11 protein-coding genes are annotated in these 14,415 nt (G+C 47.0%); 9 read left to right on the top strand and 2 right to left on the bottom strand.

All coding sequences use genetic code 11. The features are described from left to right. The first annotated feature begins 15 nt into the window (after nt 1-15). From BGO59_RS01315 to BGO59_RS01295, 5 genes are all read left to right on the top strand, one after another. The gene (locus BGO59_RS01315) at nt 16-2,109 is read left to right on the top strand and encodes a hypothetical protein (RefSeq protein WP_293679368.1); all 2,094 of its coding nucleotides are present in this window, start codon (nt 16-18) and stop codon (nt 2,107-2,109) included. Between the two features lie 12 nt (nt 2,110-2,121). Beyond that, nucleotides 2,122-4,224, top strand: a complete 2,103-nt coding sequence (locus BGO59_RS01310; protein ID WP_293679366.1) for a hypothetical protein — start codon at nt 2,122-2,124, stop codon at nt 4,222-4,224. Between the two features lie 12 nt (nt 4,225-4,236). Further along, the gene (locus tag BGO59_RS01305) at nt 4,237-7,989 is read left to right on the top strand and encodes a fibronectin type III domain-containing protein (RefSeq protein WP_293679364.1); all 3,753 of its coding nucleotides are present in this window, start codon (nt 4,237-4,239) and stop codon (nt 7,987-7,989) included. Nucleotides 7,990-7,993: 4 nt separating this feature from the next. Further along, a complete protein-coding gene (locus BGO59_RS01300; protein WP_293679362.1) occupies nt 7,994-8,467 on the top strand; it encodes a hypothetical protein in 474 nt (157 codons plus the stop codon). 76 nt (nt 8,468-8,543) lie between these two features. Beyond that, nucleotides 8,544-9,422 carry a glycosyltransferase family 2 protein gene (locus BGO59_RS01295; protein WP_293679360.1) on the top strand — a complete coding sequence of 293 codons (879 nt, stop codon included), beginning with the start codon at nt 8,544-8,546 and terminating at the stop codon, nt 9,420-9,422. An 82-nt stretch (nt 9,423-9,504) separates the two neighbouring features. On the opposite strand, the gene BGO59_RS01290 is transcribed toward BGO59_RS01295, so the two are convergent. Next, nucleotides 9,505-10,377, bottom strand: coding sequence for a TIM barrel protein (locus BGO59_RS01290; protein ID WP_293679358.1), 873 nt, complete (start codon nt 10,375-10,377; stop codon nt 9,505-9,507). Between the two features lie 83 nt (nt 10,378-10,460). Beyond that, nucleotides 10,461-11,213, bottom strand: coding sequence for a DUF1080 domain-containing protein (locus BGO59_RS01285; protein WP_293679356.1), 753 nt, complete (start codon nt 11,211-11,213; stop codon nt 10,461-10,463). A 232-nt stretch (nt 11,214-11,445) separates the two neighbouring features. Between BGO59_RS01285 and moeB the strand changes: the two genes are divergently transcribed. The 4 genes from moeB to BGO59_RS36425 all read left to right on the top strand — a co-directional run bounded on the left by moeB (nt 11,446) and on the right by BGO59_RS36425 (nt 14,406). After that, nucleotides 11,446-12,588 carry a molybdopterin-synthase adenylyltransferase MoeB gene (moeB, locus tag BGO59_RS01280; RefSeq protein ID WP_293679354.1) on the top strand — a complete coding sequence of 381 codons (1,143 nt, stop codon included), beginning with the start codon at nt 11,446-11,448 and terminating at the stop codon, nt 12,586-12,588. Between the two features lie 173 nt (nt 12,589-12,761). Then, a complete protein-coding gene (locus BGO59_RS01275) occupies nt 12,762-13,814 on the top strand; it encodes a lysylphosphatidylglycerol synthase transmembrane domain-containing protein (RefSeq protein WP_293679352.1) in 1,053 nt (350 codons plus the stop codon). Nucleotides 13,815-13,844: 30 nt separating this feature from the next. Beyond that, nucleotides 13,845-14,096, top strand: coding sequence for a hypothetical protein (locus BGO59_RS01270; RefSeq protein ID WP_293679350.1), 252 nt, complete (start codon nt 13,845-13,847; stop codon nt 14,094-14,096). A gap of 31 nt (nt 14,097-14,127) precedes the next feature. Next, nucleotides 14,128-14,406 (top strand): type II toxin-antitoxin system RelE/ParE family toxin, encoded by a 279-nt coding sequence (locus tag BGO59_RS36425; protein WP_365981577.1) that lies wholly within the window; start codon nt 14,128-14,130, stop codon nt 14,404-14,406. Nucleotides 14,407-14,415: the final 9 nt, after the last annotated feature.

The following is a 14,415-nucleotide window of genomic DNA, read 5'->3' as shown; positions in this document are numbered from 1 at the left end:
AAATCATCAGCATTTATGATGTACGCTCAATATACCTATCGTCTATTGCTCTTTGCATGCCTTTTATCGAAGGGTGTTCTTGCTCAGCACAAACTGGCGCAGGCAAGACCATCACAACTGAAACTGCCGGTAGTTCAACTAGCAACCTGGCATCAGTATCGCTCCGATACGCTTCGGCTTTTGTGGATGCCTGTTCGCCCGGCCCGTTGGCAGCTTTATAGCCAGTATGGGTATCGTATCGAACGGGCAGAACGGATCAACAATCAATTAACGCCGTTTACACCCGTAACGGCCAGCCCGCTGTTGCCATCGTCGATCAACCCGAGCACCGACGTAGGTGCCCTGGCCGCTCAACAGGCTCTTACCAATACCAAGCCCATTGGAACGGACAGGACGGGTAGCCAGGATGCCAATCAGCAGTCATTTCAGCATCTGATGGTTTCATTAGCTGCTTTTCGGTCGCATCAGACTGCCCGAAGCCTTGGGCTTGGTTTAATTGATCCATCGGCCCGACGAAACAAACAGTATGTTTATCGCATATATCCGCTCCTCCCTGTGGCTCAGAAACGTTATGCTGATACAGCCATAGTAACGATTTCTACCTATCGGCCATCTGAACAACCTGTGCCTCCACAGCTTACAGCCGAAGGGCAGGAGCGGACTGTTCTGTTATCCTGGCCAGCCCGACTTATTAGTCGGCAGTTTGTGCTGTATCATATTGAGCGTTCGGACGATGGTAAAACGTTTCATCGGCTAACGAAAGCACCTTTGCTCTATACTGATGCGTCGGTACCCGTCATGAATTTTCAGGATTCAGTATCGACCAATTACCGGCCCTATTCGTATCGGCTGGTTGGTATGAACCCTTTTGGTGAATGGATCACCAGTCCTTATGTGATTTTAGGAATGGGTCGTGATCTGACTCCGCCTGCTGCTCCTTTTGTCGAAACAGCACGTCATATTGGCGGAAAACGTGTATTGCTACGTTGGAAACAGGAACCTGCCGAAGGCGATCTGCGGGGCTTTTATGTAAGCCGGGCTAATGCATTACGCGGGAGCTACAAACGCTTGTTGATACGGAATGGTCTAACCTTGCTTCCTAAAACAGAGCGTACATTCACTGACTTCGACGCTGACCTCAACGGAACAAACCACTATATCGTTGTGGCAGTAGATACAGCAGGAAATGAACGCCCATCGATACCCGCTTATGTAACCATGAGCGACAGTATCCCGCCTGATCCGCCAACGGGCCTTATTGCCAGGGTCGATACGGCCAGAGGAGTCGGCTATGTGACATTACGCTGGCGCCGGAACGCAGAGCGGGATATACAGGGCTACAAAGTATTTTATGCCCACAATCCCGATCAAGCCTTTTCGCAGCGTACAAACTATACCCTGACAGACAGTGTATTTCGGGATACCATTACGCTGCGAACACTAACCAGGCAAATCTTTTACCGTGTTGTGGCTGTCGATCAGCATTATAACCATTCTGCTTTCTCAAAGCCGTTAACGGTAAATCGGCCAGATGTAGTACGGCCAGTGGCTCCTTTGGTGACCGAGATCGTCAATCGCGAAACCGACGTGCTGGTACGCTGGCAAACCAGCCCAAGTGAGGATGTAGCAGCTTATCGGCTCTACCGACGCGAAATCAATAGTAACTGGGTTTTGGTACAAACGTTTAATCGGAGTGAGTTATCGACCCGTGAATACCTCGACAAAAATGTGCAGGAAGGCCATTCGTACGCGTATTCTGTACAGGTCGTGGACAACAGTGGTCTTGAATCAGAGCGTTCGCCGAGCCGAACGGGGCGGCCCATTGGGTCGGTTTATCTTGTCGATATGCCTGTTATACAGGCTCGTTACGACGAAGCTCGAAAAGCTACCTACCTGACCTGGACGAAGAGCCCAGCACCCTATCGCATCGTCATTTACCGTAGTCAGAACAATGGTCCACTCCTACAGGTGGGGGCCGCCGAATCGAGCCGGTCGGGTATCTATGATACGTCTTTGCCCCAAGGCCGTTATGCCTATGTAGCCAAAACGGTACTGGCTTCCGGAAGGCAAAGCCGACTGAGTGAAGAAATAATTGTTCGTATCCCTTAACCATCCACAGCCATGCGAAAACTACTTGCCATTACTCTGGCTCTTAGCTTGATGTGCCTCCATCAGGAATGTCGGGTTGCGAATCTGGATCCAGAGCCAGTGACCTATCGTAGCCAAGATGCTACCGTAACAATAGTCGGTAATCCGGTACTGAATGATAATGTTTTTGTTATCGATAGTTCGAGTGTAGAGATTCTTTCTGTTACACAAAATCAAATTGTATTGAAGGGAGATATACGATTTAAAAATCGGGTGGATTTACGAGGTGGGCGGGTGGCTGCCAACGACTGTCCTGGTAATATTCTGACTGCTAATAAGATAGTTGGTTTTTCGGGGTTGACAGGGTTGCCAGCCGTAGCCCTTTCGCAGGATGCAAACTGTATTCGCGACGCAAACAACGGGGTTATTACTACGCTCTATTACAGTTCTAAATTCCCTCCGCTGACAGGGCCGACTGGGCTTTTCAAATACTTAAAATTATTTGTCAAAAGAAATTACATCACCACTAATCAAAAGCAGGACATTGAGATTAATAAATCGGCAATCAAAGTAGTTGATGATAAAGGCATTAAAGTTAATGCCTCCCAGAATGGTAAACTATCGCTCGAAAACCAATTAAAAGCAGAGTTTACATTTGATATTGATTATGGCAATGCGCAAAATCCGGACAATCCTGAATTGCAGCGAATTAATTATCTGGGTTTCAGTTTTGCTCTTGAAGATAGTTTTAAGGCGACGACAAAGTTAGAAGGTGAGGTCAATGTTGATGTTCCAGTTCCCCTCATACCGCCTTTCGACTTAGGTGAAATAAATATACCAGTAGGTGAAAGTGGCCTGTTTATCAATATTGCCGGTCAGTTTGAGCTCCCTCTCAACTTGTCTGCCAAAGGCACTATAAAAGCTGACGGTAAAATTGTCGAAAAAACTATTCGATTTCGATGGGGAAAAGAATACAGGGATGGCGATGCTGCCCCCAGAGATATTGAGCCGCTGACTTCGCAGGATGGTGAGTGGATCGTCCTCAATCAAGGAACCATTGAGCTCGATTTCAAAATCTGCCTAACGCCAACGATCAAAATCAATATTGGGCAGCTTAATTTTTTTGCCATCAAATTATTTTCAGCGCCTACAAATATTGTAATGATTCTGGGTATGTGCTATGGGGCTAAATATACCTGCTCAACAAGTGGTAATGGGGTATCTATGTCCAACTACATCGAGATCGAACCGAAAGCCACGTTTGAAATTACTCTTCTCTCCTCGCTAAAAGAGGAAGTCGAGCAGTATGTAAAAGAAAATAAGCAGAATCTTTCGCTGGCAACCATACTGTTGCTGAAACGAGTTGACAAAATTCCTAGTAAGTGGTCGCTTCCTGATGATAGCTTTAACAATTCGCTATTTACAGACGGAAAAATTGTGATACCGCAAGGAACGAGTACGGTATTCCAGGGCGTACTTTGTAATGGTGGACAAATTCCGGATTCAACCACTGCGTCAAACGCTCCACCAACTCCCGGAACCTGCATTCCGCAGGTAATTATAGATCAGGTTGCCAAAAAACAATTAAGTGGATTTACTGCACTGGCTGATGGCGACGGAACCAACCCGCCAGGGTTTATCAATGGTAGCGTTTTTGAGTTTACCCCAGTTCTGCATTCATCCAATCGCAGCCAGGATAAAATCTACCTTGATGAGCATTTTGGCAAACTACGGCTTCGGTTCACCTACCCAGACGGGAAGCTAAAAGTGGATATCAAGCAGTATGATGATGCGAGCAACCCGAATTTGATTTTGAGCGGCAACTCGCTCTGGACTGAGGTAAGTGGCCACGATGATGTGTTCAGAATCTGCATGGCCTTAACCGGTACTACCAACAATTTATCTTACACCAATCGGGTGGTTATAATCGGACGGCTTTCTTCCGATAAAAGAACCATCAAGGATGTGCACTATATAATGCTGGTTGAGGGGGAATCCACGAATACGTATTTGCTTAACGGTCGGTCGATACGCGTATTTCGATCTGATGGGCCTGCCTATTTTTCGAATCAGTTTCGTGTAGCTGTTACTGTTCAAAGTCAGCAGACGAGCGGGTTGAGCTTACTGTCAAAATAAATACGATCCATCATGAAACGCCTGTATCTAACGCTGATGCTGATTGGTGTACTGAGTCTATCTGTCTCTGCCCAGGTAGCACCAACCGCTTTTTCAGCCAAAGCAATTTCGACTAGCCAGATTGACCTAGTCTGGACCCATAATGGAGTTACGGTTGAGAAATTTGTGATTTTGCGATCTACTGACAACAGGTCGTTTAGTAATCTTGCTGAAAAAGAGGCTACAGCTCGGTCGCATAGTGATACAAAGCTACAGCCCGGCACGAAGTATTACTATCGAATTCAGGCCGAATACAAATCGAAACTGTCACCTACCTATGCCAGTGCCGAAGCGACGACCAACTCATTGCCGAAACCAGAAACGCCAACAGGTTTTGAAGCGACGACTACCTCGCCTATTCAGATCAAGTTGAGCTGGAAAAGCGATAAGCCTACAGTACTTGAATACAGCAAAACGGCGAACTTCAGCAATGTAACCCGGAAATCCTTTGAGGCTTCCAGTAACACTAACACGATTGATGCTCTGGACCCCGCTACCCTATATTATTTCCGATTGAAGAAGTCGTATCTGGAGAGTGAAATCTTGCTTGAATCGGATTGGGTGACCGCACAGGCTAAAACACAGGATGCTTCCCCTGATGTGCCAGGTGGTTTGAGCGTATCAGGCAAAACGACCAGTACCATAGGCGTTCGGTGGAATAGTGTTAGTGGCGTGGAAGGGTATCAGATTCGTCAATCGGATGTACAGGATTTCGCAAAGGGAGTCGTATCTGCCGATTTGGGAGCCGATAAAATCACGTATACCTTCGATAAACTGCTATCGGGTCATACCTATTATATACAGATACGAGCCAAAAATACGATCAATAAAACCGATTACTGGTCCGATTGGTCGGGAACTGTATCGGCTACAACGGATAACACGCTGCCCGAAGCACCAGCGAATCTGAAAGCTGTGGCAAAAGCACCTACCCAAGTTGAAGTAACCTGGGACGACCAATCAACTAATGAAACCAAGTTTACCATCAGCCGTAGTGATCAATCATCAGATGGTCCATGGGTGGGAGTAGGCGAGGTTGCAGCCAACAGTAAAACGTTTATCGATAATGGGGTACTGGCGGGGAAAACCTATTACTACCAGGTTTGTGCCGTCAATAGTGCAGGTTCGGCCTGTGCACGATTTGGCAAGGTGGCAACACCACTTCCGGTTCCAGAAAATCCAGGAAAACTGCTGGTTACACTTGATGGTACTAACGCGTTGCTTTCGTGGGAGGACAAAACAGCCTATGAAACAGGGTATGAGATTGAGCGTAAGGACAACAATGGGGCATTTTCCCGAATCTATACATCAGGGCCATTTAGTGGAACGGGTACTTTTTTAGATAGTAAGCTAATTAATGGCAGTATGTACTGTTATCGGGTACGGGCTGTTAATTCAGCAGGCAACTCCGGCTATTCAAACGAAGCCTGCATCACAGTACTACCCAAAGCCCCGAATGCACCTACTAATGTGCAGTTAGCGTTGATTTCGATTAATCAGGTAGATGTCAGTTGGACAGATGGGGGGGGGGCTACGGCTTACGAAGTGCAACGGGCTGAGGGAACGGGTGGATTTGTTGAACTGGCTAAAGTAAACGCTCCCCTGACTAGCTATCAGGACCGTACTGTAAAGACCGGTAAAACATACGCGTATCGGATCAATGCAAGCAACAATGGGGGAAGTACATTATCGGAAAGTAAATCGATTGCCATACCTGCTATACCAGCCGCGCCAACTTACACGCTGACAGTACTATCGAGTGCGCAAATTCGGGTCGATTATCTGAATAATGCGGGTAGTAACGCAACGTTTCTTGAGTTGCAATATGCGCTTGATCCGAATTTTACCAATGGATTGAGTGGGCAAACACTGCAAGTGACCGGAACAACCATCACCATCAGTGGTCTACAGGCAAATACTCGTTATTACTTTCGCCTTCGGGCATCGAATAATGGCATACCCTCGACACCGCTGGCTTCTGACTGGGTCTATCTAGAGGCTACTACACTGCCTGTAAAGCCGTCATTACCGATAGCTCCAACCAACCTGAAACTAACTGGAACGCCAGATGGTAGGCAGATAGCCGTCAGTTGGACGGATATGTCGGAAAACGAAACTGGGTTTATGATTGAGTATGCGGGCAATGCTGGATTCTCCAATCCTACTTCCATTTCAGTAAGCACAAATACAACGAATTATACGATTACGGATCTGCAATCCTGCCAGACCTATTACGTACGAATAGCAGCCGTTAAAGGGGCTGATTACTCCCCATGGAACACCGGCCAAATCGAATTGAAGCCTGCTTTACCAACCAAACCAATATCGTTGACCAGTACGGTTGTCAGTTCCTCGCAGATTAACCTTAGCTGGAAATATACTACCAATACCGAAGATAGTTTTGAGTTGGAATTTGCCAGTAACAGCAGCTATCTCAATAGCACCAAACGCGAACTTCTTAAAACTAGCCGAAGCGAAATACTGGTTGGTCTAAATTCCGCCACAACCTACTGGTTTCGCCTGAAGGCCAAAAACTGCGCTGGTGATCAGGGGTGGGTAAGTGACAGTGCCAAAACAACGGAGCCTTCGGTAATAACGTTGGCTGCCCCTACTGCTCTTACCGCTATGGCTGTCAGCGGTACACAGATTAATGTAGACTGGCAGGATAATGCGACGAACGAAACAGGTTATGAATTACAGTATAGTACAGAAGCACTATTTACTACAATCACACAATCATATACATTGGCAGCCGGGGTGGTTAGGTACTCAATGATAGGGTTGCAGCCAGGTATAACGTATTATATTCGGGTACGAGCTGTAAACGGAGACGCTAAATCAAGTTGGCTAACGGGTTCGACTACAACGCTGGCTGTACCGCTAACCCCAACCAATCTGACTGCCCGATTAATTGCGGGAAATCAGGTTGAATTGACCTGGGATGCCAAAGGATACAGTGAAATTCAGCTTACGTTAATACGAATCCGGCAGAATGACGCCGGAGTTGAAATAGAACGTACAGAGAGTATAGAAACTATTACCGGAACCGATCTAAAACGTTACCTCGATCTGGCTATAACGCCAACTACGAATCGATGTTGTTATTTGATTCGAGCCAAAAATGCAGTCGGTTATTCCAATTGGACCAATGAAGTCTGTGTAAGTTTGCCAGTATCGCAAACGGGCTTGCCTGCACCCACTAATCTGCAATTTGAAACTGGGTCACCTGTCTATAATCAATTAAACTTAAAATGGAACGATGCCTCATCAACTGAAACTGGCTTTGAAGTTTGGCAGTCGATAGATGGGCAGGTAATCTGGAGACGAGTGGCCGAACTGGCTGCAAACACAACAACGTATAGCGATCGAGGCTTACGATCTGGTTTGCTGTATCACTATCGAGTAAGGGCCGTTCAATTGAACCTGACATCTCCGTGGTCAAATACGATTGCATCGCCTGCCCCATTGGTAAATGCTTCTTCTTCTCTTCCTGTCGAATGGATTATATATCCAAATCCAGTAACGGAAGCCCTTTGGTTTAGTCGTTTACCCCTCGAACCCATTACGATGCAAATACGCAATCAAGCTGGTTCTATCGTAATAGAAAAAACGATGTCAGACGCCAGTTCGCAATCGGTGGATGTACGGTCATTACCAGCAGGCATGTACTTCATTCAGCTAGAAACCAGGAGTCATCAGTATTCAACCCGATTTGTAAAGCAGTAAGATCATGCGACAGAATATAATTGATTATGGAATTGGACTAATACTAGTTGTTTGGCTAGCAGGATGTGCTATCAATGACCCTGTAGCAGTCAGCAAAAAACGTCAAATAACGGACGGTATCGCCAATAAACGCTGGAAAGCCCTTCGTGTGGAAGAGGCTGGAGTCCTGGTTTATCAGGAAGGAAAGACCGATAATCTTTTTCCTGGTTACCGTAATTACGAGTTACAATTCACAGGCTCCCGTATTAAACTGACCGAATTCACGAAGGAGACGTTCGAGGGTGACTGGTCAATTTCCCAACAAGGGTCACGTGTCTATTTGGTACTGCAAAATCTTACACCAATCCCTACCGAAACACAAGGTGAACTGGAATATGAGGTTTATCAGTTTGATGACTCTCAGATGACACTGGTAGCTACGAAAACCAATCGAAAAACAGGCAATACGATCAATACATATACATTGGTTCCCCAATGAAAGGTAAAGACAGTGATTAGACGACGAATCAAAAACAGCCTATCTTTACGGCTCGTAGCCAATTCGAGTCGTTTTTATGAAAGTAGCCGGATTTAGCTTTATCCGTAACGCCATTTTGTTTGATTATCCGATTGTCGAAGCCATCACATCGGTTTTGCCACTCTGCGATGAATTTGTCATTGCCGTTGGCGAATCGGACGATGATACGTTGGGGCTGATTCAGTCGATTCCTTCCGATAAAATTCGAATTATTCATACGGTCTGGGACGCAGATGCGCGAGCTGGAGGGCGGGTACTGGCGCAGGAAACCGATAAAGCACTGGCGGCAGTCTCGCCCGATGTCGACTGGGCATTTTATATTCAGGGCGACGAAGTGCTGCATGAAGATTCGATTCCGGCTGTTCGGGAGGCTATGCAACGTTACCTGAACGACAAAAACGTAGACGGGCTGCTGTTCAAATACGTCCATTTTTTTGGGTCGTACAGCTATGTGGGCGACTCCCGGCGGTGGTATCGGCGTGAGATACGGGTTGTTCGGAATAAGGGGAATGTGCTATCATATAAGGATGCCCAGGGATTCCGAACGCGCGATAATCGAAAGTTGAAGGTAAAGCTGATCGATGCCTATATTTATCACTACGGCTGGGTAAAACCACCCGATTTGCAGAAAAACCGCCTTCGATACGCCAATCATTTCTGGCACACAGACCCCCAGAAAATTGCTGAGGTAGAAGCCGCTCAGGCGAATTTTGACTATAGCGAAATCGACTCGCTGGCACTGTTCAAAGGTCAGCACCCTACTGTGATGCAGCCTCGCGTCGACCGATTAAACTGGAACTTTACATTCGATACCAGCCGAAAGCATTACACGTTTCGGGTGCGTTTTCTGACCTTTGTCGAAAAGCTAACAGGTTGGCGGATAGGGGAGTATAAGAATTATGTTCTTCTAAAGTAATAGGAGCGAGGAGTGAGTATTAGGAGTTGCATACGCGTGATTTCTCCTAATACTCACTCCTCGCCCCTAACTACTTTAAAAACTACACATCACACAGAATGACCGCTTCTTTGAGGCTAGTGAGTGGGTCGCGTTTGGGGATGAACTCCTGAGCGACAAAGCCCTTATAGCCCGTATCGACGATGGCTTTCATGATGGCCGGGTAGTAGAGTTCCTGCGTTTGGTCGATTTCGTTCCGGCCGGGGTTACCGCCGGTGTGATAATGACCGAAGTATTGGTGATTGTTGCGAATTGTACGGATAATATCTCCCTCCATAATCTGCATGTGGTAGATGTCGTACAGCAGTTTAAAGTTTTCCGACCCTACTTTTTTGCAAAGTTCTACCCCCCAGGCACTGTGGTCGCACATGTAATCCTTGTGGTCCACTTTGCTGTTGAGTAGCTCCATAATCATGGTCACGCCATACTTCTGGGCACTGGGCATCAGACGTTTCAGGCCTACTGCACAGTTTTCCATCCCTTCGGCATCGCTCATACCCCGTCGGTTGCCTGAGAAACAAATGACCTTATCGAGTCCGGCTTCTTTCAGCTTTGGAAAAATAGCTTCGTAGCTGGCTACCAGTTCGTCGTGGAGTTTGGGGTCGTTAAAGCCCTGGGTGATGCCTTTGCCTGCTCCCTGCGGCATAGAGCAGGTCAGACCGTATTTTTTGGCGACAGCCCACTGATCGGGATCGAGCAGGTCGATGCCTTTGATACCCATTTCCTTGGCGGCTTTGCAAAAATCTTCCAGTGGAATTTTGCCGTAACACCATTTGCAAACGGCATGATTAATATTTCCTTTCAACACGGCAGGAGCTTGTTCAGATGGTATCATCGGCTGGGCTAACGAATGGGTCAGGGCAGGAAGCGTCAGAGCTGTGCCCGTAAGGGTTTTGAGGGCCGTTCGGCGTTGCATAGTGGTTGAACGATAGAATGATTGAGTGATCGAATGATTGAATAGGAACTGGCCAAGCCATTCGGTCACTCAATCATTAAAAATTACAATTCGCGAATTCGGATGTTGCGATACCAAACCTTATTCCCATGGTCTTGCAGGGCAATATGGCCGGTCGAATACTTGCCAAAGCCTTCCCATCCCTTAAATTTACTCTCCGACACCATTTTGTCCCACTCGGGGCCGCTGGTTGGGTAATCGGCTATCTTTTTGCCATTCAGAAACTGCTCAGCCCGGCCATTTTTGATAATTAACTTGGCGTTGTTCCATTCGCCAGCGGGTTTGGCTGCATTTGGGGTAATGGGTTTTTGCAGATCATAAAGAGCACCTGCTGTGCGGTTGCCATCACGGCCTTGTTTGGCATCGGGGTGACGCTCGTTGTCAAGTACCTGCATTTCGGGGCCCGTCTGGTAGGTCGCTTTGAATTTAGGATCTTCGTGCACGTGGTAGATAATGCCACTGTTGCCGCCTTCCGCAATTTTCCATTCAATTTCCAGCTCAAAGTTACCGTATTCTTTATCGGTGACCAGATCGCCAGCGCCACCAGCTGTGAGGTGAATGGCTCCATTATCAACCGTCCATTTGTCGGATATGGGTTGCCCTGATTTTAAATAAATATGCCAGCCTTTCAAGGTTTTTCCATCAAACAGGGTTTCCCAGGGACCTTTTTTGGCAGGCGCTTCATAGGCACCCGCTGCGTTTATCGTTGGTGTGGTAACTGGATTGGCGTTGAAAGTCAGGGTAAGGGCTAACAGGCTGGCCGAAATACCACCTGCTATCGATACATACGTATACATAGTTGAGAAACATTTGGATTTTACGAGGCAATAGTACTAAAAAACGGGTTATAATGGTAACGTTTCAAACAACGGCACTGATGTTTTAGAGGCTATGTTTGACAAACGAAAATTCAAGGACCGATGCATAAAAATATTTTGTTCGAGGGCTTTTACAACGCAATTTTCACTAGACGAAATCTGTTGGTTTAAAGCAACGCCCTATATGATTTAAGTTGTATATTGTACGACTATGGAAACAACAACAACGCTAGTGCCTTCCGAACAACAACGTTATCAGAAACACTTAAATTTACCCGAACTTGGATCTGCGGGCCAGTTAAAGCTTAAGAATGCTTGTGTACTTGTGGTTGGGGCTGGGGGCCTTGGCTGTCCGGTATTGCTGTATCTGACGGCGGCTGGCGTAGGAAGAATTGGGGTGATTGACCCAGATGCCGTGGATTTGACCAATCTGCAACGGCAGGTGCTTTATACAACTGACGAAATCGGTAAACCGAAAGCCAAAGTAGCCGTGAGCCATTTAAAACGACTCAATCCTGAGCTTCGGTTCGATACGTATACGATGGCCCTGGATATTAGTAACGCCCGGTCGATTATCGAAGCCTATGACATCGTGGTTGATTGTACGGATAATTTTAAAGTTCGCTATCTGGTCAATGACATCTGCGTGACGTTAGGTAAACCATTTGTCTACGGAGCAATTCACCGGTTCGAGGGTCAGGTAGCAGTCTTAAACGCCGATCTCGGTGATGGAAAGCGTGGACCGACCTATCGGTGTCTGTTCCCCGATTACCCCAACGAAATTGAAATTCCGAATTGTAATGTAACGGGCGTATTGGGCGTACTGCCGGGGGTAATTGGAACCTACCAGGCCAATGAGGTAATCAAACTGATCACAGGCATCGGTAATGGACTTACCGAACAGTTGCTGATGATTGATCTGCTGTCGATGAATCAGCAGAAGATAAAAACCAAACGGCGGGCCGAGGCCGACGAACTGGCCCGACAAGGATTGACCTCTGCCAGTACGCGCTCGAATCCTGGCGAGTTAGGACCACAAAAAATGACCGTTCAGGAGTTATCGAATCGCTTAGCGCTGGGTGAAGCCATGTTTCTCCTGGATGTTCGTGAACGGCCCGAATATGACCTTTGTCATCTGGACGGAGCGGTGTTGATTCCAGTAGGCATGATTCCAAATAATCGAAAACGAATTCCAACCGATCGGCCTGTAGTTATTTATTGCCATCATGGTATTCGTTCGGCCAATGTGGCGCAGTACCTGTACGCACAGGATGGGATGACTAACCTCTATAATCTTGATGGTGGTATCAACGCCTGGGCACGGGAGATAGAACCCGAAATGGCCGTGTATTAACGCGTGAATGAGGCTGAACTGACGGCCTTTCGGGGCTTTGCCTGTTCATTCGCTCACTCTTTCGCTCTTTTACAAGTAAACTCCGTTACTTTGTAGCGGAGTTTTTTATGTAATGCAGCTGCAAAGCTGCCTGGGTCTTCTTTCAATGCGGCTTCGAGCTGCGTTACGTTCGCATGAATCTCAAAAATATACTCAAATACCTCATCTCGCTGGCCATTGCCGGGGGACTGCTCTGGTTTACGTTTAAGCAAAGCCATCTGGACGTAGGAGACCTGATGCAAAAAATCAGTGCTGCCGATTATCGGTGGGTACTGCTGTCAGGATTGTTTACCATTATTGCCCACTGGAGCCGGGCCGAACGCTGGCGTTTGCTACTGGAACCCGTTGTACCGCAGCGTCCTACATCGCTGGAGACTACGGTAAGCGTTTTAACGGGATATCTAGCCAATATGGCGTTGCCACGGGCTGGCGAAGTAGCCCGGTGTGGAACCTTGTATCGCTTATCGGCAGTGCCTGTCAACGTCAGCTTTGGAACCGTAGTAGCGGAGCGATTATTCGATCTGCTTATGCTGATCCTGTTGCTGGGAGCTACATTTGTATTGGAGTTCGACCGGCTGAGCCAGTTTTTTATGGAATTCCTGGGAGGAAAGCTTCCCAAAGGATCAAGTGGGTCGAGTCTGTTGCTGCTGGCAGGAGCGGTAGTTCTGGGTGGGGCTTTGTTGGCTTGGTTCTTATTCAACCGCTACCGCGAAGCGTTAGGTAAACATCCCTTGTATCAGAAAGTCAGCGGATTTTTGAAAGGGCTGCTGGATGGCTTATTGAGTGTTCGCAAGTTACGTCGGCCTGGCTTGTTTGTGGTCCACACCCTGCTTATCTGGACAATGTATTATCTGATGTCATACACCTTGTTCTTTGCCATGCCCGCTACGGCTGGGTTAGGTATGCTGGCCGGGCTAACAATTCTGGTGGTTGGTTCGCTGGGTATGGCGGCTCCTACACCGGGTGGTATTGGGTCCTTCCATTTGCTGGTTGGGCAGGTAGCGTTGTTATATGGATTAACGAGTCAGGATGGACAGATACTGGCTACGTTTATTCACGGCGTGTCGGCTGTGATGATCATCATTCTGGGTATTCTGGCCTTGCTGGTTGTATTGCTTCGCCGGAATAAAACAACCAATTTGCCCGACGTACTCGACGATCCCAAAGCCATCAAGCTGGAGCGATAATTGGCTATCTTTACAAAAAATAGAAGCGCTATGAGTATTGCAGAGGAATTGCACAAAGCGATAGACGGGTTATCAGAAGAACAGCAGCGAGAACTGTTGGAGGTTGCCAACCAGTTATTGAGACAACAGGACTCACCTGAAACAGATAGCTCTGATTATCAGGCTTTACTAAATGAATTACTTGTGAAGCGATTCGAGCAGTATAAAGCGCATCCAGAAACCGGTATTTCTGGCGAGGATGCATCGCGTCGTATTCGATTAAAGTATGGATGGGCCAGGTAAATTTTCGATTGTGTTTACGGAGTAGGCTGATCTGGACCGTGATCGAATCATTGACGAATTAATAGCTTATAAACCCGAATTAGGCCGACAATGGCTCGATGCCTATGAATACACTGAAGCACTAATTTTGGGCAATCCTTATCTTTATCAGGAGCACTTGCTCTTTGTTCGGCGGGCACATCTACGCAAGTTTTCCTATACTATTTATTATGTGGTCGATGAAATTAACTCGATCATTTTAATAATAGCTGTTCTTCATCAAAAACAGGACCCCGCTATTATTCAGGAGCGACTCAATATTGAGTTTTGACTGCGAAAT

The organism is Spirosoma sp. 48-14, from assembly GCF_001898575.1.
Lineage (GTDB): Bacteria > Bacteroidota > Bacteroidia > Cytophagales > Spirosomataceae > Spirosoma.
Note: the sequence above shows the minus strand (reverse complement) of the source record. Positions and strands in the feature narration are given on the sequence as shown.